18 protein-coding genes are annotated in these 21,831 nt (G+C 71.1%); 11 read left to right on the forward strand and 7 right to left on the reverse strand.

From position 1 onward, the window contains the following. The first annotated feature begins 48 nt into the window (after positions 1–48). Positions 49–525, forward strand: coding sequence for a hypothetical protein (locus Pla133_RS02010; RefSeq protein ID WP_145061866.1), 477 nt, complete (start codon positions 49–51; stop codon positions 523–525). A 137-nt stretch (positions 526–662) separates the two neighbouring features. Then, a complete protein-coding gene (locus Pla133_RS02015; RefSeq protein ID WP_145061868.1) occupies positions 663–1,790 on the forward strand; it encodes an SEL1-like repeat protein in 1,128 nt (375 codons plus the stop codon). A 187-nt stretch (positions 1,791–1,977) separates the two neighbouring features. Here Pla133_RS02015 and Pla133_RS02020 read toward each other — a convergent pair whose 3' ends face one another. The 3 genes from Pla133_RS02020 to Pla133_RS02030 all read right to left on the reverse strand — a co-directional run bounded on the left by Pla133_RS02020 (position 1,978) and on the right by Pla133_RS02030 (position 5,776). Beyond that, positions 1,978–3,588, reverse strand: a complete 1,611-nt coding sequence (locus Pla133_RS02020; RefSeq protein WP_145061870.1) for a hypothetical protein — start codon at positions 3,586–3,588, stop codon at positions 1,978–1,980. Between the two features lie 154 nt (positions 3,589–3,742). Further along, positions 3,743–4,633 (reverse strand): fructose bisphosphate aldolase, encoded by an 891-nt coding sequence (locus Pla133_RS02025; RefSeq protein ID WP_145061872.1) that lies wholly within the window; start codon positions 4,631–4,633, stop codon positions 3,743–3,745. 858 nt (positions 4,634–5,491) lie between these two features. Next, entirely contained in the window at positions 5,492–5,776 is a 285-nt protein-coding gene (locus Pla133_RS02030; protein WP_145061875.1) for a hypothetical protein, read from the reverse strand. A 372-nt stretch (positions 5,777–6,148) separates the two neighbouring features. Between Pla133_RS02030 and Pla133_RS02035 the strand changes: the two genes are divergently transcribed. The 4 genes from Pla133_RS02035 (at position 6,149) to gndA (ending at position 11,373) form a co-directional block, all read left to right on the forward strand. Further along, positions 6,149–7,681 carry a collagen binding domain-containing protein gene (locus tag Pla133_RS02035; protein ID WP_145061877.1) on the forward strand — a complete coding sequence of 511 codons (1,533 nt, stop codon included), beginning with the start codon at positions 6,149–6,151 and terminating at the stop codon, positions 7,679–7,681. 98 nt (positions 7,682–7,779) lie between these two features. Next, positions 7,780–9,297 (forward strand): glucose-6-phosphate dehydrogenase, encoded by a 1,518-nt coding sequence (gene zwf, locus Pla133_RS02040; RefSeq protein ID WP_145061879.1) that lies wholly within the window; start codon positions 7,780–7,782, stop codon positions 9,295–9,297. Further along, positions 9,290–9,943 (forward strand): 6-phosphogluconolactonase, encoded by a 654-nt coding sequence (locus tag Pla133_RS02045; RefSeq protein ID WP_419192040.1) that lies wholly within the window; start codon positions 9,290–9,292, stop codon positions 9,941–9,943. The genes zwf and Pla133_RS02045 overlap by 8 nt, the downstream gene beginning before the upstream one ends. Positions 9,944–9,951: 8 nt before the next feature. Continuing rightward, complete coding sequence (gene gndA / locus Pla133_RS02050) at positions 9,952–11,373, forward strand: NADP-dependent phosphogluconate dehydrogenase (RefSeq protein WP_145061883.1); 1,422 nt, start codon at positions 9,952–9,954, stop codon at positions 11,371–11,373. 238 nt (positions 11,374–11,611) lie between these two features. Here gndA and Pla133_RS02055 read toward each other — a convergent pair whose 3' ends face one another. After that, positions 11,612–11,770, reverse strand: coding sequence for a YqaE/Pmp3 family membrane protein (locus Pla133_RS02055; RefSeq protein WP_145061885.1), 159 nt, complete (start codon positions 11,768–11,770; stop codon positions 11,612–11,614). Positions 11,771–11,836: 66 nt separating this feature from the next. Between Pla133_RS02055 and Pla133_RS02060 the strand changes: the two genes are divergently transcribed. From Pla133_RS02060 to Pla133_RS02070, 3 genes are all read left to right on the forward strand, one after another. Further along, complete coding sequence (locus tag Pla133_RS02060; protein ID WP_145061887.1) at positions 11,837–12,316, forward strand: DUF4112 domain-containing protein; 480 nt, start codon at positions 11,837–11,839, stop codon at positions 12,314–12,316. A 129-nt stretch (positions 12,317–12,445) separates the two neighbouring features. After that, complete coding sequence (locus tag Pla133_RS02065; protein ID WP_419192041.1) at positions 12,446–15,289, forward strand: PSD1 and planctomycete cytochrome C domain-containing protein; 2,844 nt, start codon at positions 12,446–12,448, stop codon at positions 15,287–15,289. Next, positions 15,286–16,695: a DUF1501 domain-containing protein gene (locus tag Pla133_RS02070; protein WP_145061892.1), complete on the forward strand. Its 1,410-nt coding sequence runs from the start codon at positions 15,286–15,288 to the stop codon at positions 16,693–16,695. The genes Pla133_RS02065 and Pla133_RS02070 overlap by 4 nt, the downstream gene beginning before the upstream one ends. A 222-nt stretch (positions 16,696–16,917) precedes the next feature. Here Pla133_RS02070 and Pla133_RS02075 read toward each other — a convergent pair whose 3' ends face one another. The 3 genes from Pla133_RS02075 to Pla133_RS02085 form a co-directional block, all read right to left on the reverse strand. Then, the gene (locus Pla133_RS02075; protein ID WP_145061894.1) at positions 16,918–17,232 is read right to left on the reverse strand and encodes a hypothetical protein; all 315 of its coding nucleotides are present in this window, start codon (positions 17,230–17,232) and stop codon (positions 16,918–16,920) included. Positions 17,233–17,475: 243 nt separating this feature from the next. Further along, positions 17,476–18,228, reverse strand: coding sequence for a nucleotidyltransferase family protein (locus Pla133_RS02080; RefSeq protein ID WP_145061896.1), 753 nt, complete (start codon positions 18,226–18,228; stop codon positions 17,476–17,478). Next, positions 18,225–19,139: a mevalonate kinase family protein gene (locus Pla133_RS02085; protein WP_419192042.1), complete on the reverse strand. Its 915-nt coding sequence runs from the start codon at positions 19,137–19,139 to the stop codon at positions 18,225–18,227. The genes Pla133_RS02080 and Pla133_RS02085 overlap by 4 nt, the downstream gene beginning before the upstream one ends. Before the next feature lie 41 nt (positions 19,140–19,180). Between Pla133_RS02085 and Pla133_RS02090 the strand changes: the two genes are divergently transcribed. Further along, positions 19,181–20,617 (forward strand): divalent metal cation transporter, encoded by a 1,437-nt coding sequence (locus tag Pla133_RS02090; protein WP_145061900.1) that lies wholly within the window; start codon positions 19,181–19,183, stop codon positions 20,615–20,617. Next, positions 20,614–21,807, forward strand: a complete 1,194-nt coding sequence (locus tag Pla133_RS02095) for a Gfo/Idh/MocA family protein (protein ID WP_145061903.1) — start codon at positions 20,614–20,616, stop codon at positions 21,805–21,807. Before Pla133_RS02090 ends, Pla133_RS02095 begins: the two co-directional genes overlap by 4 nt. Positions 21,808–21,831: the final 24 nt, after the last annotated feature.

Below are 21,831 nucleotides of genomic sequence, written 5' to 3' on the forward strand. Positions count from 1 at the left end.
GGCACAAGACCGCCGTCCAACCCGAGGGCCCCGACAGGCATTGCGCCCGTGAACGACACCGGACATCCCGAGGCCGAGGCCTGGCACGAAGCCGGGCACGCGGTCGTCGCCCACCTGCTCGGCGGGCGCGTGCGCGAGCTGACCCTGGAGGCCGAGGAGGAGCACCTCGAGGGCCGCGCATCGATCGAGTGGCGCGGACTCGATGCCAGCGCCTTGGCCGTCGTCTCGGGCCAGGTCGCCCTGGGGGGGCCCTTGGCCGAGCTGCTCTTTCGCGGCGACGACTCCCTCGACGACCCCGAGCTGCTCTCGACCTGGGAACAAGATTGGTCCGAGGTCGAGCGCTGCGCCCGGGTGGTCGAGGCGAATGCAGCCCTGCGCGCGAGGCTCATCCGCACTTGGATCGATCGCGTGCAGGGGTTGCTCGCCGACGACCGAGTGGAGGAGCGGATTGCGCGCGTGGCCGATGCACTCGACGCCCACGGCACGCTCGACGAGGAGTTGTTCGAGTCGTCCCTGGTCGATTAGCGCAGGCAAGTCGGTTCGCGCTTGCGACTCGCGTTCGAGGTGAGTAAACCGCTGCTTCCCTCGCGCGCTGACGTCGGCCACGTCCACGCGCGGTGTGTCCTTCTGCCCTACCCGTCCGCCGATCGATCGCCCCCCCGATGGCTCACCCTCGACGATTGCCGCCGATCCGCGCCTTCGTGCTCTGCGTCCTCGCCAGCGCCTGCGCGGGAACACCCGAGTCGCACGTGTCCGCAGCGGGCTCCACGTCCCGCTCGCCGTCGGCCATGGTCGCACTGCGCTCCGACGCCGAGGCTGGCGACGCCGTGGCCCAGTTCGAGCTGGCTCAGGTCTACGACCTGGGCCTGGGCGTCCAGCGGGACCCGGCCGTAGCGGCCGAGTGGTACCGCCTCTCGGCCGTCAAGGGCATCTCCCAGGCCCAACACAACCTGGCCCTGCTCTACATCGCCGGCGACGGCGTGGTGCGGGACCTGCGGATGGCGCGCCATTGGTTGCTCGACGCGTCGGGCGGCGACCTGCCGGAGTCCCAGTACCTGCTCGGCTGCCTGTACCGCGAGGGTCGCGGCGGGCCGCGCGACTACCTGGAGGCCGCCGTGTGGATCAAGCGCGCCGCCGAGGCCGGCATGGTCGAGGCCCAGTCCGACCTGGGCCTGATGCTGCTGCGCGGCGAGGGCCTGACCCGCAACGAGGCCGAGGCCGGCAAGTGGCTCCGGCGGGCGGCCGAGCAGGGGGACGCCACCGCCCAGACGAACCTGGGGCTGCTCTACCAACGGGGAGTCGGCGTGGCTCCCGACCCGGTCCTGGCGGCCCAGTGGCTGGAGCGCGCGGCGGAGCAGGGCGTGGCCGTGGCCCAGGACCGGCTGGGGCTGATCTACGCCCGCGGCGAGGGCGTTCCGCGGGACGCGGCCCTGGCCGAACGCTGGCTGCGACGCGCCGCCGACCAGGGCTCGGCCTCGGCGCAGTTCAACCTCGGCCTGCTCTATCTCCAGGGCGAGGGCGTGGTGCAGAACGACCTCGAGGCCGCGCGCTGGCTGCGCCTGGCCGCCGAGCAAGGCCTCGCCGCGGCCCAGGTCAAGATCGGCGCCATGTACGAGCACGGCCGCGGCGTCGCCCGGGATCCGGTCACCGCGCTGATGTGGTACAGCCTGGCCGCCGAGTCGGGCGAGTCCACGGCGATCGAGCGTCGCGAGGTACTCTCCGGCGCCCTGACGATGGACCAGATCGAGGCCGCCGGAGCCCGCGCCCGGTCCCAGGCCGGAGTGCTCTGAGGCCGACGCCCGTGCGGCGACGCTGGGCGGCGAAGCGCAGGTTGCACCGGTCGGCTGCGGCAGTCGGCTGCGACGTGCGCTCGGCGGCGTGGGGTCAAAGCGCCCCGGGCTAGCGCGAAGGGACTCCACATCGCGCCATCCTCAGACGCCACGACGCCACGCGACCGCGGTGGACGGAGGCGCGGCGCTACTGGGCGCCAGCCCAGTCGGGACAGTTGCCGGACAGCACCTGGTCGTTCCACGCGGCGATGCGGCGGCGAACCCGGTCGCTGGCGCCCTTGAGTGCCGCGGGGTCGAGTGGCGTCGGGGCTCGCTCCTCGACGCCCGGCAGGAAGGTCACGCCGCTCGCCAGGACCTCCGAGCCCCGGGCGGCGTGAATCGCGTAGCCCATCGAGTCCTCTCCGAAGCGGAAGAAGACGACCAGTCGGCAGTTGTGGTTGAGGCCCGCCGGCGGACCCTCGAGGACCTCGGTGATGTGGTACAGCGCGGCCTGGTTGCGCGAGTCGTCCAGGACGTTGTTGAGGCCGGTCGGGTCGTAGACCGGGCCGCCGTATTCGTAGGCGGGCAGGCCGAAGGGGCTCGAGAAGAGCTCGGTCCCGGACGTGTTCGCGGCCAGCCACGCTCCAGTCGACTGACGCGCCAGGTCGGAAAGGGTGAACGGGTGCAGGTAGTCGGGTCCCCCGCCCGGCAGGACCAACTTGGTGAGGCTGCCTCGGAAGGCGAGCGCGCTCAGGACCGTGACCAGCCCGAGGCCCACGCCCGCGCGGAAGCGCTGCGGCAGGGGCGTGAGGCCGACCTCGAGCACGCGCTCCAACAGCAGCGCGGCCAGCGGGATTAGCAGCACGAGCGGCGCGACCAGGTACCAGGGGTAGGGATCACCCAGGTCGATCAGCGAGTAGGCCGCGACGTGGATCGACAGCCAGCCGCCGATGGTCAGCAGGGGGATCGAACGCGTGCGGCGGGCGAGCAGCAACAGGGTCGAGCCCGCCGCGAGGTAGAGCAGGCGCGCCGGGTGTCCTTGGGCCAGGAGCCCGTCGAGGACCCACGTGCGGTCGAAGTGCGCGCTCTCGTGCACCGCGATCTTGGTCGCTGCGGCGCCGGGTACGAGGGTGCCGAAGTTGATCCAGAGCACCGCGAAGATCGGCAGGCTGGTCGCGACGGCGACGGCGGTCGCCCGCCAGGGAAAGCGCCGCTCCGCGAGCGCGAAGGCCGCCGCGAAGGCGAGCGCCGCCGCGCCGCCGTCGACCTTGTTGGCCACCAACAACCCCAGGCACAGGCCGACCCAGACCTGCGAGCGGGAGTGCAGTGCCTGGAACAGCGCCGTCACCAGCAGAATGGTCAGCGGTGCCTCCAGACCGGTGACCAGGTGCGAGGTGAGGAAGTTGTTCGTCACCAACGCACCGAAGGCGAAGACCGCCGCGGCCGCGCAGTGGTAGCGAACCAGCGCGTGGGTCAGAAGCCCCGCGGCAGCGGCCATGCAGGTGATGCCGATGGCCTGGACCGCCATCCAGGGCGCGATCCCGAGGCGCAGTAGGCCAGCCAGGAGCAGCGTGTAGAGCGGGTTCGACGCCCCGTTGATCGCGCCCACCGGGTCGTAGTCGAAGCCCGCGCCAGTGGCGACGCGCTCCGCGTAGCGCAGGGTGATCCCGCCGTCGTCGATCAGGCCCGTGGTCCTCGCGATCGTCGCCTGGAAGGCGAAGGCCGTCACGGCTGCGACGAGCGCCCAGGCCAGGGCAGCGCGCGGAGCCGCGCCGCTCGCGGGCTGCGAGCTCTGGGGGGCGGTTTCGGGGGCAGGCATCTCTTGGGGAGCGGTGGGGCTCGGAAGCATGACATCCGCGCCCGGGACCGGGGCGTCAGCGACCCGAATCCCCGCGCTCGGCGCTCAATCGAAGCGGCCCGGCGAGCGCATGCTCGCCGGGCCGCCGCGCGCTCGGTCCGAGCCCGCGGAGCGCTCAGGTCTTCGACGCTTCGAAGATCGCGCCGATCGAGCTGTCGAGCATCCGATCGAACTCTTCCTTCGACTGCTTCGCGCTGAGGCCCTCGGACAGAGCACGGCTGAAGCTGGCGATCATGTTGTGGTTGCGTGCCAGGCGCTCGTTGGCCTCCTCGCGGCTGTAGCCGCCGGACAGGGCCACCACGCGCACCACGTTCGGGTGGTCGATGCACTCCTTGTAGAAGTTGTCGACCTCGGGCAGGGTCAGCTTCAGCATCACCATCTGGTCGGGCTTGAGCGCGTTCAGGTGCTCGAGCAGCTCGGCCTTGAGCAGCGCCTCGGCCTCGGCCTTCTTGGGGCTGTGGATGTCGACCTCGGGCTCGATGATCGGCACCAGGCCCGCCGCGACGATGCGCATGCCGATCTCGAACTGCTGATCGACCACCGCCTTGATCCCGGCCGGGTTGTCGGTCTTGATCACCGAGCGCATCTTGGTGCCGAAGATGTCCGCCGCGTTGGCGCGCGCCAACAGATCGTCCAGGTCAGGCATGGGCTTCATGACCTGCACCCCGTCAGCCTCGTCCGCCAGGCCCTTGTCGACCTTCAGGAACGGCACGACCTGCTTCTCGCTCCACAGGTAGGTCGCCGTCGGCATGCCCTGGACCTCACGGTCCATGGTGTTCTCGAACAGGATCGCGCCGAGGATGCGATCGCCGTTGAAACTCGGGCTGGTCATGATGCGCGTGCGCATCTCGTGGACCTTGGCGTACATCTCCTCGTCGCCGGAGTACTCGCTCGGCTCGACTCCGTAGAGGCCCAGGGCCTTGGGCGTAGACCCGCCGCTCTGGTCGAGGGCAGCGATGAACCCGTCCTGGGTTTTGACTTTCTGGAGTTGCTCTTGGCGGCTCATGGGGGCTCGTGGGGGATGGGGTCGGCGGGACAGCGGGCGTGCGATTCTCGCGGAGTCGGGCGAGGCGGTCAACCGGCCGGACCGGCCGCGAGGGTCGCGAGGGAGGCCAGGGGCGGAGCCGCGGGGGACGGGGCGGCCCTGGACGGGTCGTGGGAGCGTCGTCAGCCACATGGACGGCTGCCCGGGGTGCATCGAATCGTGGGGCGGCGATCGAAATCTCCGCACCGGAGTGCTCGATCGACGCGAGCCGACCTGGGGGATTGAGTCCATCCGAAGTGGGCAGATTTCGGACACACCGGCGAGGCGATTGAAGCCCGTTCCGGGACTGCATGACCCGCGCTCGAGAATCTGATCGAAGCCGGCGATTGATTCCACTTCGCAGTTCGTAACTGACGAGTTCGCCGCTCGTAACCAACCTCAGAAGGTCTTGCCACTTTCAACGGAGGTAGAGAGATGAAGCTCGCGACTCATGTTGCGCTCATCGGAGCGCTTGTCTGTTCCCTCTCACAACTCGCCGAAGCTCAGAAGAGCTACTACGACTATCCGAAGGGCTATCCATTCGGCGCCGATGGAAAACTCGGTGGGCCGGTCCATGGCTTCGACGGGTTTCCCGGAGACACGCCACCGGGGACCCCGGGAGCGCCAGCGGGCTGTCCTCCAAATGGTGGTGCCGGCGGCAATGGTTTCGGATTCGAGGGCCATGGTGGCGCCGGAGGCGATGGCGCCGTTCCCGGCGGATCGGGCGGACCCGGTGGGATGGGAGCGGGATCGGGCAATGGCGGAATGGGCGGGAAGGGCGCCAAGGGTGGTCCTGGGAGTCCTGACGGGGGCGCGGGTGGGGCTGGAGGCGCCGCAGGTTCAGGCAACCCCCCGGGGGACGGCGGGGCCGGTGGCAAAGGTGGAGCCGGCGTCGGAGATGGCGACGGTGGCGATGGCGGGACTGGCGGCAAGGGCGGGAACGGCACGCACACTCCCAGCGACGGTGGCTTCGATGGTGGCGAGGGAGGTGCGGGCGGCGCCGGTGGCGAGGCCGAAGGCTCTGGAGACGGGGGCGACGGCGGTGGCGGCGGCGACGGCGGATCGAGCATGGACGCTGATGGCGGCGACGGCGGGAAAGGCGGCGCCGGCGGCGATTCGAAGCACGGCAAGGGCGGAGACGGCGGCAAGGGCGGGAAGGGAGGGAACTCGCGCTGCAAGTCGGGCGGCGACGGCGGAGACGGCGGTGATGCCGGAGCCGGCAAGCCCTGTCCGACCTGCGGACATCCCTCCGGATCGGGGAAGGCTGGCAAGGGGGGCAACGAGGGTGAGGACCCCTGGTTGAACGACGGTACGAAGGGCAGCGCGGGGACGGTGCCGCTTTGATCGCCTCGGCTTCGCACGACAGCGACTTCTCGCGGCCCCCAGGATCGAGTCCGGCCGCGCGAGCCATGGACGGGAACTCCGCCCTCGGCGCTGACTACGCGCCCGCGACAGTCTGTCGCGACCCGCCCTACGGGACGCGCGCCCCCGTGGTCGATGCGAGGGTCGGTTCCCGAAGAGGAGCGGGAGCGCCCAATGCATAGTCGCGCCATCGCAATCGCGTTGATCGGAGCGCCGTTCCTGGTCTTGGCGATGCTCCAGGTCGGTACGGGATCGAGCGAGTCGGTTTCCGCGTTTCCGTCACCCTCTTCTTCCGCGCGAACGATCCCGGGGGTTGCAGTTCTGGATGGCGGAGCGATCCGCGTCGAGCCGCGGGTCTCACCTGGGACGAAGTTCCTCGCGAGTCACTCGGATCCAGCGGAGCCCACCGCAAGCCTGCTGGTTCGAGTCGACGTCGACGACGAACTCCAGTCCACGCTTGTCGACGCGCGCTTGCTCCTTCTGCGGCCGGAGGCTGGGCGGTGGCTCGCGGTCGGAGGTCAGGTCCTTGGATCGGACGGGACCGCGGTGTTCGACCATCTGCGAGCGGGAACCTATCTCCCGGTCCTCGAACCCGACGACCTACCTCTGGAGTTGGCAGTCCCGGCGCGTCCGGGAGTCGATGCGATCAGGTGGCTCGGCGACGAGTACTGCTACCGTCCGGTCGAAATCGATCTTCATCCGGTCGAGCACGCGATCCGGCTGAAGCGCGCCGCTGCACTGCAGGTCCACACGCCTATCGATGGCATCGGAGGCCTCGTTCGACTCGAGAGTCGCCGTGCGAGCCGGGTCTCGGACGTGCGCGACCAGCATGTCGGATCTGGAGAGGTGGCGATCTTCGAGCGAGTCCCTCCCGGGCCATTCCGCTGCAGCTTCACACCTGGCGAGTACGCCTCGGTGTGTAGCGACTCCAGCGGTCGGGCCGCGGCGCTTGCGCCCACGACGCCAAGACCGATGGACGTCGATCTCGCGCCGGGCGGGCGGCAGGACCTCTACTTCACCATCCCGAACGGTCCCTATCGACTGAGCGGGAGCGTCGTCATCGACGAGGGCGGGTCCGCGGCTGGCATTCCGCTCTTGGTCTACTACTCCCGAGAGAATTGCCCAGCAGGGGAGTCTCTGGCAGGGATGCAGGCCATCTGTCGCTGGTTGCGGACCGATGGGGAGGGGGCCTTCGCCGTCGATGGGCTGGAGTCGGGTACCTATGCGGTCCAGGTCGATCCCTACGGGTACCTGCCCTATCGACCAGCGACCGAGAATCGACTGGCCCGTCCGGCCGAGTGCGTATCGGTGACGTTGAATGGCGCCACCGGATGGGTGGTCGAGTTGGAGCCGATCACCGTGGTACCGAGCCGCCCCTGCACGCTCCGGGGGCAGGTTGTGCTCCCGTCGCACGGCACGGACCTCGATGACGTGGAGCTCACGATCTGGCTCGAGCCCAAGTCGGTCGAGGCCTACAAGATTCGGAGCGGGGCCGAGGTCGAGTTGCAGGCGGATGGCAGTTTCGAGGCCGTCGTCGAGGCCCGCTGGGAGACGGCTTGGGTCGAGGTCGACGTGCGCGGCGACCGCGCGGGTCCCCGCAGCCGGGAGGTGCAACTGGGCCAGGGCGGCCTGATCGACCTCGGACGAATCGAGACTCCCCGACGCTAGGGATTCGGTCCGATGGCAGTCGCGGGGAGGCCTGGCCCCCCGCGCTGCTATCGTGCCGGCCGCGGGGACGTGGCGAAGGCGCCGCCCCGCCGCACCCGATGACCAATCCCCACCAGATCGTGATTCTCGGCGCCAGCGGCGACCTCACCGCTCGCAAGCTGATGCCGGCACTGACCAGCCTCTCCAGCCAGGGCAAGCCCAAGCAGGGCTTCTCGGTCCTGGGCGTGTCGCGGCGGCAGAAGACCGACGAGGCCTTCCGGGCGGAGGTGCGCGAGGCCCTGCCCGAGCGGCTGCGGACCGCCTTCGACGAGCTGGCGCCGCGCGTGGGTTACCACTCCGCCGATCTGACCCGCGAGGACGACCTGGCGGGCCTGCGTGCTCGCGTCGATGCCCTCCCCGGCGGTGCGGAGGCCGGGCGGCTGGTCTACCTGGCCCTCAAGCCCGAGCTGTTCGGTCCGACGATCGAGGCCCTGTGCCGCGGCGGCTTGATCGAGCGCCACTCCAGCGCCCACGAGGCCTGGCGGCGGGTGGTCGTGGAGAAGCCCTTCGGCCACGACCTGGCCAGCGCCCAGCAGCTCAACGCGGAGCTGCACCAGCACCTGGGCGAGGAGCAGCTCTACCGCATCGATCACTACCTCGGGAAGGAGACGGTCCAGAACCTGCTCGGCTTCCGCTTCCACAACGCGATCTTCGAGCCCCTTTGGAATCGCCACCACGTGGAGCTGGTGCAGATCACCGTGGCCGAGGACCTGGGCGTGGGCGGCGGGCGCGCGGCCTACTACGACACCTCGGGCGCCGTGCGCGACATGCTGCAGAACCACATGCTGCAGATCCTCGCGCTGGTCGCCATGGAGCCGCCGGCGTCCCTTGCGCCGGACCTGATCCGCAACGAGAAGGTCGCGGTCCTGCGCGCCCTGCAGAGCATCGACCCGCAGTTCGTGAATCGGGATTCGGTGCGCGGGCGCTACGCCGCCGGTTACGTGGACACGGTCCGCGTCGACGGCTACCTGGAGGAGGAGGGCGTTGCGGCCGACTCGAAGACCGAGACCTACGTGGCCGTGCGCGCCGGGATCAACAACTGGCGCTGGAGCGGCGTGCCCTTCCTGCTGCGCCACGGCAAGCGGCTGCCCAAGAAGTCGACCGAGGTGCGCGTTCAGTTCCGGAACCCGCCGATCCAGCTCTTCAACCGGCCGGCGGACATGACCGAGCTCGAGTTCCGGCGTCAGCTGAGCGACGGCAGCCTGTGTCAGGTGCGTCCGAATGTGCTGACCCTCTCGATCCAGCCACGTGAGGCGATTTCCCTCTCCTTCGGCGTCAAGCGACCCGGCAACGCGATGGTGATGACGCCGGCGGAGCTCGACTTCGACTACCAGGAGCACTTCGGCGACGACAGCCCGGATGCCTACGAGCGCCTCTTGCTCGAAGCGCTGAAGGGCGACGCGACCCTGTTCCTGCGCTCGGACGAGATCGAGGCCAGTTGGGCCTGGGCCGATGGCCTGCTCGGCGCCTGGGCCGAGGGCGATGTGCCCGTGCACGACTACCCGGTCGGGAGCTGGGGACCCTCGTCGGCCGACGAGCTGTTCTACGGCTGCGAAGGTGGTTGGTCCCGTGGTTGAAGTCGTCACGGACGACCGGCCCCTCGAGGCGGCGGCCCAGCGCCTGGCGGCGATGCTGACCTCGGTCGAGGGCGACCCGGTGCGCCTGGCGATCCCCGGCGGCTCGGCGGCCGCGGTCGCACCCCGTGCCCTGCAGATCGCGATCGCCTACGGCTTCGATGCGGGCCGCCTGGCCCTGACCTGGGTCGACGAGCGCTGCGTGCCCGTGGCTTCCGCCGACTCCAACCGCGGCGCCGTGCGCTTCGACCCGGCCCCCGGGCTGGAGTTGCCACTGTTCGTCGACGGTGAGGCTCCCGCCGACGCGGTCGTGCGCGTGGAGGGCGCCTTCGAAACGCTGTTCGGCGGCAGTCTCGACGTGAGCCTGCTCGGCATGGGTCCGGACGGTCACGTGGCGTCGCTGTTCGTCGGCGGGCCCGAGCTCGCGGGAACGGTTGCCCACATCGCCGATAGCCCCAAACCGCCCGCCGACCGCATCACCCTCACCCGGCGTACCCTCGCCACCGCCCGGCAGACCCTCGTCTTCGCCACCGGCGAGGGCAAGCGCGAGGCGATCGAACGCCTCGTGGCCGGCGATCCGTCCCTGCCCGCCACCGGCCTGCCCGGCCTCGTGCTCGTCACCGATCTCACCCTCGGCCCAGACCTCTGATTCCAGCGATGACCTCCGCCCCCCTGTGTGACATCTGCGTCGTCGGCCTCGGCGTCATGGGCGCCAACCTGGCCCGCAACTTCGCCCGCAACGGCTTGCGCGTCCTGGCCTACAACAGAAGCCCCCAAGTCGCCCACGACCTGGCCGCGGAGCACCCCGAGGCGAAGTTCACCGTGGCGACCACCTGGGAAGAGGTCGTGGCCGGGCTCGAGCGTCCGCGGCGGATCCTGTTGATGGTGCCGGCCGGTGGGCCGGTGGACGCGGTGCTCGACGCCCTCGACCCGCTGCTCGAGGAGGGCGACGTGGTCATCGACGCCGGCAACAGCCTGTTCACCGAGACCGACGCGCGCATCGCACGGGCCGCCGGCCGTCCGTGGAACTTCGTCGGCATGGGCGTTTCCGGCGGAGCCCAGGGCGCGCTGGAGGGGCCCTCGATGATGCCCGGCGGCGAACCGCAGGCCTGGGAGCGTTTGCGCCCGGTGCTCGAGGCGGTGGCCGCCAAGTCGGAGTTCGGGCCCTGCGTGACCTACTGCGGCCGCGGCTCGGCGGGCCACTTCGTGAAGATGGTCCACAACGGCATCGAGTACGGCGACATGCAGCTCATCGCCGAGAGCGCGACGCTGCTGCGCGCGGGGCTCGGCCTCGACGGCGCCGCCGTGGCCGACACCTTCGGGGCCTGGAACCGCGGCGACCTGGACAGTTACCTGATCGAGATCACCGCGGACATCTTCCGCACGCCCGACCCGGACGTGGAGAGCGGGCTACTGGTCGACGCGATCCTCGACCGCGCCGGCCAGAAGGGCACGGGGCGTTGGACGGTGAAGGACAGCCTCGACCTGGGCGTGGCGATTCCGACCATTGCCTCGGCGGTCGACGCGCGCGTGATGAGCGCGGGGCGTGACCTGCGCGTGGCGGCGCAGGAGCGGCTCGCGCCCAGCCGCGCGACCCTCACCGGCGTGACGCCCGAAGACATCGGCCAAGCCCTCTTCGCCTCCAAGATCGCCAGCTACACCCAGGGCTTCGCGATGCTCGCGGCCGCCAGCGCCGAACGCGACTACGGCACCGACCTGGCCGAGATCGCGCGCATCTGGACCGACGGCTGCATCATCCGCGCGCGCTTTTTGGGCCAGATCGTCGAGGCCTTCCGCTCAGAGCCCCAGCCGCAGCTCCTGGTCCTCGCCCCCGACTTCGCCGCCGCCGTGCTCGAGCGCCTGCCCGCCTGGCGCCGCGTCGTCGCCGCCGCGGTCACCGCCGGTCTACCGGTCCCCGGCCTCTCCGCCAGCCTGGCCTGGTTCGACACCCTGACCACCGCCCGCGGCAGCGCCAACGTGATCCAAGCCCAACGCGACTACTTCGGCAGCCACACCTATGAGCGCGTCGACCGCCCGGGCGAGAAGTTCCACACGGAGTGGCCGCGCTTCGGGGGCTGAGGCCTTCCTGGCCTTCGGGATCGAGCAAAGGCGCAGCCCGTTCGCGATCGCCACGGCGTGCAGCGCGGAGCCTCGATCTCCGTCCTGCGCTCCCGCGCCGCCGCCGGTGAATCGCATTCGCGCGGAAGTGGAGCATCCACGCGGATCGATGGCCGCCCGCGCGCTCGAATGAGGTGGTTTGCAGAATCTACCGGCGTGAGACCACACCGTAGCGGCTGACTCCGACCCCTCGCCGCGCCTACTTCTTGGCGATGATCCAGACCGCGTGGATGATCCCGGGGATGTAGCCCAGGATGGTCAGCAGGATGTTCAGCCAGAACTGACCGCCGATACCGACTTGCAGGAACACGCCGAGGGGGGGCAGGAGAATCGCGCAGATCAGTCGGATGAGGTCCATGCGAGCCCTCGAAGCAAGGGCCGTGCCGACGGCTCTGCGCGGCATGGAATCTGCTCGGGATCGAGGATGGCGATCCTGAATCCATCGGGCCGAGCACCGCGCTCGAAGGCGGCCACGGCCGGCGAAGAGAACTCCGACCTGGTCACGGCCAGGCTGGCGCGGCTGCGCAAGTACGCCCGTCTGCTCGACTCGTCGGTCGGGCTCCCCGGGACGCGGTTCAGGGTCGGAGTGGACTCCCTGGTCGGCCTGATCCCGGGCGTCGGCGATGCGGTCGGGATGGTCCTGTCGACGCCGATCCTCTTGGAGGCGTGGCGTCTGGGCGCCCCGCGCAGGGTCCAGCGGCGCATGGTCGCCAACATCGCCCTCGAGTCCCTGGTGGGCATCATCCCGATCGCCGGCGACCTGTTCGACGCCTGGTTCAAGGCCAACCTGCGCAACATCGCGCTGCTCGAGGCCGAGCTGCGCCGATCGGCGCCCGCAACCCAGGGACGCATCATCGACGTCCCCTCCGGGGCCGGCGGCCGCGGCTCCGGCTCCGTCGCGTAGAACAGGGCCGCCCCACGGCGGGTCGACCGGACCGAACGGCGCCGCGCGGTGCTGTATCGTGGCGCCATGCGAGGATTCGGGCTGCTTCCAATCTGGGTCGGAATCCCCGTCGCCCTCTCGGCCGCATCGATGCAGGAGCGGCCCGGCGAACCCGACTTCGCCCGCGACATCGCGCCGATCCTCGAGCGGCGTTGTGTCGAGTGCCACGGGCGCTTGCAGCAGAAGGCGGGGCTGCGCCTGGACCAGCGGGCGGCGGCGCTGGCGGGGAGCGACTTCGGGGCCTATCCGGTGCTCGTCGCGGGGGATCGCGGGGCCAGTGAGCTGTGGTACCAGCTCGAGAACGGCGAGATGCCGCCGCCGGAGCGTGAGCCGCTCGGTGCGGACGAGCTCGACGCGATCGGCCGTTGGATCGACGCCGGAGCGGTGTGGCCCGACGACGGCGAGGCGGCGAGCTGGCCCACGCGGCATTGGGCCTACAGCGCGCCGGCGCGGGCGGAGGTGCCCTCGGGCAACGCTTGGTCCCAGCACGCCGTCGACGCGTTCCTGTTGGAGGCGATGGCGGCCCAGGGGCTCGCGCCCTCGCCCGAGGCGCCGGCGGAGGTGTTGTTGCGGCGCGCGGCCCTGGACCTGACCGGGCTGCCGCCCAGCGAGGCGGACTGCGCGGCCTTCATGACCGACGCGGACCCCGGCGCCTGGGAGCGCGCCGTCGACCGCCTGCTCGCCTCGCCCCACTACGGCGAGCAGCAGGCTCGGCGTTGGCTCGACCTGGCGCGCTACGCCGACTCCAACGGCTACGAGAAGGACGGCGACCGCTCCATGTGGCCCTGGCGCGATTGGGTCGTGGACGCCTTCAACGCGGACATGCCCTTCGACCAGTTCACGGTCTGGCAGCTCGCCGGGGACCTGTTGCCGGGCGCGAGCGTCGAACAGCGCCTGGCCACGGGCTTCCACCGCAACACGATGACCAACGAGGAGGGCGGCGCCGATCCGGAGGAGTTCCGCGTCGCGGCGGTCATCGATCGGGTCAACACCACGGGCGAGGTCTGGCTCGGCGCGACCATGGGCTGCGTGCAGTGCCACGACCACAAGTACGACCCCCTGACCCAGCGCGACTACTACCGCCTGTTCGCGGTCTTCGACCAGACGGCGGACGTGGGCAATGGGCCCGCGCCGGTCCTGGCCGTGCCGTCGCAGGAGCAGGCGCAGCGCACGGGCGCGATCGACGCCGAGCTGGCGCGCTTGCGTGAGCAGATGGACACGGCTTCACCCGAGGTCGCGTCCGACCTGGCCGCATGGGTCGACTCGAAGCGGGCGCTACTCGCGGGCGACGCGCCCGTCGAGCGGGCTGACGCCGTTTGGTTCGATGGCGTGATCCCGCCCGCCGCAGTTCGCGAGGGGGACTGGCGCGCGTGGTCCGCGACCGAGGGTGCCGGGCCCGACCCGGGGCGGCGCTCGCGCGTCGTCGTCCAAGCGAGCGACGCCTACGTCCAGGACGTCGTGCGCGAGACGCGCGTGCGACCGACGATCCGCGCCGGGGACCGCCTCTTCGCGGAGGTCTGGACCGATCCCGAGCGCCCGGCGCGCGAGCTGCTCCTGCAGTGGCATCGCGACGGCGGCGATTGGGAGCACCGCGCGTTCCTCGGCGCGGACCTGCAGAGTTGGGGGACGTCCGGCACGGCCAGTCGGCTGCCCCTGGGCGAGCTGCCCGAGGTCGGCGGCTGGCGACGGATCGAGGTCGATGCCGCCGCGGTCGGCTTCGCGGAAGGCGACCGCCTCGACGGTCTGGCCCTGGGCCAGTTCGGAGGCCGCGTGTGGTGGGGGCAGGCCGGGCTGGTCAGCGCCGACCCGCGGGTCTTGGTCGCGGTTCCAGACGAGGTCGCGGCGGACCTCGCCAACGCGGCAACCGGTGAGCTGCCGACCAGCGCGCGCGATTGGTTCCTCGCCACGACCCCGACCTTCGACGCGCAGCGCGCGCGCATCGCCGAGCTCGAGGCCACGCGCCCGATGCCCGCGACGGCGCTCGTCATGGAGGCCGTCGCCGAGCCGCGCACGACCCACATCCTCGAGCGCGGCTCGTTCCTCGCTCCGGGCGAAGTGGTCGAGCCCGGCGTGCCGGCCGTACTCGATCCGAAGCGGCGCGAAGGGATCGGCGACCGCCTCGACTTCGCGCGCTGGTTGACCTCGCCCGACAACCCGCTCACGGCGCGGGTGACCGTCAATCGCCTGTGGCAGTGGACCTTCGGCACGGGTCTGGTCGCCACGCCCGACGATTTCGGCACGCGCGGCGCGGCGCCGACGCACCCCGAGCTCTTGGACTGGCTGGCGGTCGAGTTCATGGAGGACGGCTGGAGCGTCAAGCGGATGTACCGGCGCCTGATGACTTCGGCCGCCTACCGCCAGTCCTCCGTGCGTTCGGCCGACGGGGCGGCGCTCGATCCGGGCAACCGGTTCTTGTCCTGGTTCCCGCGCCGGCGCCTCGACGGCGAGGAGCTGCGCGACCAGAGCCTGGCCCTGGCCGGGACCCTCGACCGGCGCATCGGCGGGCCGCCGGTCTACCCGCCCCAGCCGGCCGACATCGACAACGCCACCTACGCCGGCGACCGCTGGCGCACGTCGGAGGGCGGGGACGCTCGGCGGCGCGGCCTGTACACCTTCTGGCGGCGGACCTCGCCCTATCCGAGCTTCGTGCTCTTCGACGCGCCCAGCCGCGAGCTGACCTGCGCACGGCGCGATCGATCGAACACGCCGCTACAGGCCTTGGCGCTGCTCAACGACCCGAACTTCGTGGCGGCCGCCGAGGCCTTCGGCGAGCGGCTGTCCGAGCGCGGGCTGGCCTGGGGCTTCTCGGCCTGCACCGGCCGCGAGGCCGAGGTTGACGAACTCGAGGTCCTGGAGACCCTTCGCGCCCAAGACGGCTGGACCTCCGTGGCCCAGGTGCTGCTCAACCTCGACGAGACGGTGACGCGCCCATGAACGACCGCCGCCAATTCCTGACCGGCGCCGGCGTGGGCATCGGTTCATTGCTCCTCGGCCGGAGCGCCTTCGGGATGTTCAGGGACGAGGGCAGCGCCGCCGACGCAGCCCTGCCGCACTTCGCTCCCAGGGCCAAGCGCGTGATCTGGCTCCACATGGCCGGCAGCCCCTCGCAGATCGACCTGTGGGATCCCAAGCCGCGGCTGCGCGAGCTGGACGGCCAGCCGGTGCCGGCCTCGTTGATCGAGAACGAGCGCTTCGCCTTCATCAAGGGCACGCCCAAGCTGCTCGGCTCGCCCTACGAGTTCCGCCAGCACGGCCAGAGCGGCCAATGGATCAGTGAGCTGCTGCCGCACACGGCGCGGATCGCCGACAAGCTCTGCGTCGTGCGCTCGATGCACACGACCCAGTTCAACCACGCTCCGGCGCAGGTCTTCCTGACCAGCGGCCACAGCCTGATCGGGCGGCCGACCATGGGCGCCTGGCTGTCCCACGGTCTGGGTCCCCTCGACCCCGACCTGCCCGCCTTCGTGGTCATGACCAGCGGCAAGTTCGCGCCCAGCGCCGGCTCCGCCGCCTGGACCAACGGCTTCCTGCCGAGCGAGCACCAGGGCGTGCGCCTGATGCAGGCCGGCGACCCGGTGCTGTTTCTCTCGAACCCCGAGGGCGTGGACCGCGCCGCGCGCCGCCGCCAGCTCGACGCCATCGCGCGGCTGAACCGCCTGGCTTCCGAACAGCACGGTGACCCCGAGGCCGCCGCCCGCACCGCCCAGTACGAGCTGGCCTACCGCATGCAGGCGCGGGTGCCGGCCATCGCCGACCTCGCGACCGAGTCCCAAGCGACACTCGACCTCTACGGCGTCACCCCCGGCGAGCCCTCCTTCGCCGCCAACTGTCTGCTCTCAGCGCGCCTGGCCGAAGCCGGCGTCCGCTTCCAGCAGCTCTTCGACTGGGGCTGGGACAGCCACGGCACGAACAAAGGCGACGACATCGTCCACTCCCTGCCCGAGCAGTGCCGCCGCACCGACCGCGCCTGCGCCGCTTTGGTCACGGACCTCGAGCGCCGCGGCCTGCTCGAGGACACCCTCGTCGTCTGGGGCGGCGAGTTCGGCCGCACGCCCATGAACGAAGAGCGAGGTGGCTCCAAGTTCCTCGGCCGCGACCACCACCCCCACGCCTTCACGATCTGGATGGCCGGCGGCGGCATCCGCCCGGGGACGTCCTTCGGCAGCACCGACGAGCTGGGCTACTTCATCGAGGACGACCCCATGGACGTCCACGACCTGCACGCGACGCTCTTGCACCTGCTCGGCATCGACCACGAGCGCTTCACCTACCGCAGCCAGGGCCGCGACTTCCGCCTGACCGACGTGGCGGGGCGGGTGATGGGGGAGCTGCTGGCCTGAGAGGGCGCGGGACCCATGGCGCTCGCCGTTCGCGAATGGCGCATGTCCGTGGCCCGCGGGCTTCAGGGCCGCGTCCCCGGCCGGTCGGCTCGGCGGAGGACTCCCGAGCGACGAGTCCGGCGCGCGGCAGCATCGGTCCGAACGGGGGCGGGCCGCGACCGGCGCCCTGCGCTGGCTGCGGCCCGTCGTGGCTCGTGGGTAGGGGACCCACCCGGACTCGGATCAGTCGTTCTCAGTGACGTAGCTGATCTGCGTCGACGAGAAGCCGAGGATCGAGGTCAGGATGCCGATGACCGACGTCCAGTCGCGGGGGTTGGCGATGATCGTCTCGATCTCGCTGCCCTCGGGCACCATCGATTGGGCCTTGTCGTAGTCGTTGAAGGGAATCGACAGGCCGACGAGGTTGAAGGAGGTGGCGTAGACGGTGCCCTGCTCGCCCGCCACGCGGGTTCCCGCGCAGGCGGTGAGGGACAGGGCGAGGGACAGGGCGAGGGGCAGGGCGAGCAGCGCGGAACGGGATCGAAGCAGGCGAGTCATGGTGTTGCAGTCGGAAGGGGTCGTTGAATCGTCGGTGGCCGGTGTGCGCAGTGCGAACCGGCTCGTCCGACGCGCGGATCGCTCGGAGGTCCGGAGTCTAGTGCTGCGCTCTCGCTCGAGGCGACCGTTACCCGGTCGAAGACAGCGTTCGTCGGACCTGCGTCGACGGGTCGTGCCTGGTTTGGCCCAGCGCTGACGGGAAGCTCGGTAGGCCCGGGGTCCGCCGCGGGCTGGACGGCGCATTCACTCCTGCTGAACCGCGCGATTCGCAAGTTCGAGGTCGTCGGCGGAGCCGATGTCGAACCAGCGTCCGGTGAGCCGCGTGCCTTCCAAGGTCGCCTCGGCCGCGATCCGCGCCAACAGGTGCCCCGGCGCATCCGGGTTGCCGCCGGCAGCCAGGTGCCGGTCGATCTGGGCGGGTAGGTCGGCACCGAGCAGGTAGACGGCGATCGCGGAGAGCTTACTACGCGGGTCCGCGGGCTTCTCGCGGAACGAGGCCACGCGCTCGCCGTCGAGGGTGACCTCGCTGTAGCGGCCGGGCGGCACGGGCTCGGGGACCTCGCGCACGATCAGTTGGCCCATGCCCGAGTCGGTGAAGCGCGCAATCAGGGCGTCGACGTCGAGATCGAGCAGGTTGTCGCAGGCCAGGACCAGGTAGCCGTCGAGGTCGAGGCATTCGGGCGCCTGCTCGAGGGCGAGCTGCAGGTCGCGGATGGCGCCCAGCCGGCTGTCGTTGTCCATCGCGCCGTCGTCGACGAGGGTGAGCTCGAGCCGTGTGTCGAGCGCCTCGCGCCACTGGACGAAGTCCGCGTGAAACTTGCCGTTGGTGACCACGACGCCGTCGACGATCGCCTGCGATTGCTCGACCTGCCGCACCAACCGCGTGATCATCGCCTCGCCGCCGATCTCCAACAGCGGCTTGGCCTTGTTCAGCGTCAACGGATAGAGCCGCGTGGCGAAGCCGGCGGCCAGGAAGGCGGCGCGGATCTTCGTCATCGGGGCAGGGCCACGTTGGGCAGGTGAATGTCGACGCCGCGGGCGCCCAGGTCGGAGGCGAAGCGGCCCAGGCGGCTCATGCTCTCGCAGGCGAACAGGACCGAGCCCCCGGAGCCGGGCAACTTGGCGGCGATGCCGCGTTCCCTGGCCTCGTCGATCAGGGCGCGGTCGGCGGGCTGCAGCTCGAACAGCTCGGCTCGCAGGTCGAGGTTGCGATTGATGCAGGCGAGCAACCCGGCCGTGTCGCGGGCCTCGAGCGCGGCGCACCCCTCATCCGCATTGGCCGCGATCGCACCCATCACGCGCGTCACCTCACCGTCGCCCGCCTCGAAGCGCGCATAGATCGGCGCGTGCACGTCGCCCGACGATGCACCGGGTACGCGGTGCCAGGCGATCAGGAGCGGCGGCAGCAGCCTTGGATCCAGCCGCCGGACCGCTTCGGGCTCGAAGGGCCGCTTGAAGTCCATGGCGAGCAGCCCTTCGTGCGCCTGCACCAGCCGATCGAGCGCGCCGGCGCGGATACCGAGCTCATCGACCTCCGTGCGCCAGGCCAGGCGCGCGATGTGAGAGGGCCCCAAAGGCACTTGGAACCAATCGCACCAGGCCCTCAGCGCCGCGACCAGCAGGGCGCTCGAGCCCGACAGCCCGGCCTGGTAGGGCACGTTGCTCTGATGCGTCAGTCGGAACGGCTGCGCGTCAGGATCGACGCCGAGCTGCTCGAGCTCGGCCCGCGCCACGCGCCAGCCGGCAGCCAGGAACTCGTCCGGCAGGCTCGTCTCCGTCGCCTCCTCGACCCGCACCTCGGCCCCGAGCCCGGCCACCGCGAAGCCCAGGCCCCGGCCCCCATACAGGTCCGACGGATTCCCGAGCAGGCCCACGCGCGCCTGCGCGCGTGCGGTGACGGGCGACATCGGGACTAGGATAGCCGCCGCCGTCCGGCTCCCACCGATCCATGGTCCCCCCCGACACCGCGAGCGACGCCGCGCCATCCGACGGCGGCGCCCACCAGCCCGACGTGCGCGGGCTGCCGATGGTGCATCCGCCCGATCCCGAGCGCCTGGCGGCGGAGCGGGCCTGGCTGGCGGAGGTCGCGACGAAGCCGCGCCTCGCGCGTTGGTTCGCCTACGCCGGCAAGGGTGGCCCCGGCTACCTGCAGTCCGCCCTGACCCTGGGCGGCGGCTCGGCCTCGGCCTCGCTGCTCGCCGGCGCGGCCTTCGGCTACGACCTGCTGTGGGTCGCGCCCCTGGGCATGTTGATGGGCGGCCTGGTCCTGGCCGCCGTCGCGCACCAGACCCTCTCCACCGGCGAGCGCCCCTTCGCCGCCATGCGCCGCTACGCCGGCGGCGTCTTCGCCTGGGGCTGGGCCATCGGTGCGCTCTTGGCGAGCGTCGTCTGGCACTTCGCCCAGTACTCCCTGGCCTCGGCGGTGGTGGTCGACCTGGGCGACGCCGCGGGCGCGGAGCTGCCGCGCTTCGGCGCCGGCCTCGCGATCCTGGTCTGGGCCGTGGCCACCGCCCAGACCTTCGGCTCTGGAGGAGCCGCGAACCGGATCTTCGAGCGGCTCCTGCGCTGGATGGTGTGGATGATCGTGCTGCTCTTCGGCGTCGTCGCCGTGCGCGCCGGCTTCGACGACCCGGGGGCGATCCTGCGCGGCTTCACCAGCTTCCGCCTCCCCGCCGACCGCGGCGAGGTGGCCGCTATCGCCCTGGTGATCAGCGGCCTGGCCGCGGCGGTGGGCGTGAACATGCTGTTCCTCTACCCCTACACGCTGCTGGCGCGGGGTTGGGGGCGCGAGCATCGCGAGCTGGCCCGCGTCGACCTGGGCCTGGGCATGGTCGTGCCCTACGTCATCGCCACGGCGCTGATGACGATCACCGCCGCCAACACGATCCACGCGGACTTCTCCGGGGCCAGCATCTCGCCGGTCGAGGCGGCCCAGACCCTGGGCGGCCTCGTCGGTCCGGTCTGGGGGCGCGTGCTGTTCGACCTGGGCCTGCTCGCCATGCTGCTCACGACAATCACGCTCCACATGGTCTGCGCGGGCTTCGCATGCTCGGAGATGTTCGGACTGAAGTTCGGCAGTCGGGGCTATCGGCTCGCGCTGCTCCTGCCGACTCCCGGGGTGCTCGGCAGCCTGTTCTGGAGCGACCTGTCGGTCTGGCTGGCGGTGCCCACCGGCGTGATCACCGGCTTCCTGCTGCCCCTGGCCTACATCGGCTTCGCCAAGCTGCAACGCTCGGACGCGTACCTCGGCGCCGATCGCCCGCGCGGAGCCGCCGGCGCCGCCTGGCTCGGCGGCATCGTCCTGGCCACGATCGTGCTGCTCGTCTTCCTGGGCTGGTACCTGGTCACCAAGGGTCCCGGCTTCATCGACCGACTGCTGCTATGACGGACTCCCTTCGCGTTGGCTTGATCGGCTCGGGCTTCCTGGCTCGCACCCGCGCGCGCTGCTGGGCGCGGGTCCACGGCGTGGCGGTGGAGCGCGCCGCCGTCGCCTCCAGCGCGCGGGCCAAGGCGGACGAGTTCGCCGCGCGCACGGGCTTCGGCCGGGGCCTGTCGGTGGACGAGCTCCTGGCCGAAGAGTCGATCGACTTGGTTGACCTGTGCGTGCCCAACCGCGTGCACCGCGAGTTGACCGAGCGCGCCGCTGCCGCGGGCAAGCACGTGCTGTGCACCAAACCCCTGGCGGCCTATTGGGGACAGGGCCTGGGCGACGACGCCAGCGCCGAATCCGTGGCCGCCGTCGATCGCCAGGACATGTATCTGCGCGCTCTGGCCGACGCCAACGCCATGGTCGAGGCCTGCGGCGCGGCGGGCGTGAAGCTGTTCTACGGCGAGAACTGGATCTTCGCCCCGGCGGTGCAGCGGGCGGCGCAGCTGCAGGCCGCCTCCAACGGCCTGCTGCTCGAGATGCGCGGTTGGGAGAGCCACTCCGGCTCCCACTCGCCCTACTCGAAGGACTGGCGCCACACCGGCGGCGGGGCCCTGTTGCGCCTGGGGGCCCATCCGATCGGTGCGATGCTGTGGCTGAAGCGCCGCGAGGGCCTGCGTCGCCGCGGCACGCCGACGGTGGTTACTTCGGTCACCGCCGAGGTCGCCGATCCGACCGCAAGCGCGATCCTCGACGGCGCGCGCACGGCCGTCGCCACCGGTTGGAAGGGGGTGGAGAGCTGGGGCATGGCCGTGCTGCACTTCGACGACGGCACCCGGGGCACGGTGTTCGGCTCGGACCTGATGCTGGGCGGGATGCAGAGCCACCTGTCGCTGATGGGCAGCGACCACCGCTTCGAGTGCGCCCTGTCGCCCCACGACCAGCTGCGCGCCTACGCCCCCGATGACGGCACTTTCGGGAGCGAGTACGTGATGGAGAAGGTCGACGGCCAGGCCGGCTGGTCGACGCCCCTGCCGGACGAGGACTGGAGCTCGGGCCAACAGGGCCTGTTGCAGGCGGTGGCCGAGGACTTGACCGCGGATCGCGAGCCGCGGTGCTCCGGCGCTCTCGGCCTCGACGTCACTCGCATCGTCTACGCCGCCTATGTGAGTGCGGCGGAGGGGCGGCGGGTGGAGTTGGAAGATTGAGGGGCCCGGAGCGCAGGTCGCGAG

It is taken from the genome of Engelhardtia mirabilis (assembly GCF_007748095.1).
Taxonomy (GTDB): Bacteria; Planctomycetota; UBA1135; order UBA1135.

Excerpts from the sequence above, each read along its gene's own strand:
- zwf (WP_145061879.1), top strand. The coding sequence starts at position 7,780 with ATGACCAATCCCCACCAGATCGTGATTCTCGGCGCCAGCGGCGACCTC.
- Pla133_RS02085 (WP_419192042.1), bottom strand. The coding sequence starts at position 19,139 with ATGTCGCCCGTCACCGCACGCGCGCAGGCGCGCGTGGGCCTGCTCGGG.
- Pla133_RS02055 (WP_145061885.1), bottom strand. The coding sequence starts at position 11,770 with ATGGACCTCATCCGACTGATCTGCGCGATTCTCCTGCCCCCCCTCGGC.
- Pla133_RS02090 (WP_145061900.1), top strand. The coding sequence starts at position 19,181 with ATGGTCCCCCCCGACACCGCGAGCGACGCCGCGCCATCCGACGGCGGC.
- Pla133_RS02065 (WP_419192041.1), top strand. The coding sequence starts at position 12,446 with ATGCAGGAGCGGCCCGGCGAACCCGACTTCGCCCGCGACATCGCGCCG.
- Pla133_RS02035 (WP_145061877.1), top strand. The coding sequence starts at position 6,149 with ATGCGAGGGTCGGTTCCCGAAGAGGAGCGGGAGCGCCCAATGCATAGT.
- Pla133_RS02025 (WP_145061872.1), bottom strand. The coding sequence starts at position 4,633 with ATGAGCCGCCAAGAGCAACTCCAGAAAGTCAAAACCCAGGACGGGTTC.
- Pla133_RS02095 (WP_145061903.1), top strand. The coding sequence starts at position 20,614 with ATGACGGACTCCCTTCGCGTTGGCTTGATCGGCTCGGGCTTCCTGGCT.
- Pla133_RS02080 (WP_145061896.1), bottom strand. The coding sequence starts at position 18,228 with ATGACGAAGATCCGCGCCGCCTTCCTGGCCGCCGGCTTCGCCACGCGG.
- gndA (WP_145061883.1), top strand. The coding sequence starts at position 9,952 with ATGACCTCCGCCCCCCTGTGTGACATCTGCGTCGTCGGCCTCGGCGTC.
- Pla133_RS02015 (WP_145061868.1), top strand. The coding sequence starts at position 663 with ATGGCTCACCCTCGACGATTGCCGCCGATCCGCGCCTTCGTGCTCTGC.
- Pla133_RS02060 (WP_145061887.1), top strand. The coding sequence starts at position 11,837 with ATGGCGATCCTGAATCCATCGGGCCGAGCACCGCGCTCGAAGGCGGCC.
- Pla133_RS02070 (WP_145061892.1), top strand. The coding sequence starts at position 15,286 with ATGAACGACCGCCGCCAATTCCTGACCGGCGCCGGCGTGGGCATCGGT.
- Pla133_RS02075 (WP_145061894.1), bottom strand. The coding sequence starts at position 17,232 with ATGACTCGCCTGCTTCGATCCCGTTCCGCGCTGCTCGCCCTGCCCCTC.
- Pla133_RS02020 (WP_145061870.1), bottom strand. The coding sequence starts at position 3,588 with ATGCCTGCCCCCGAAACCGCCCCCCAGAGCTCGCAGCCCGCGAGCGGC.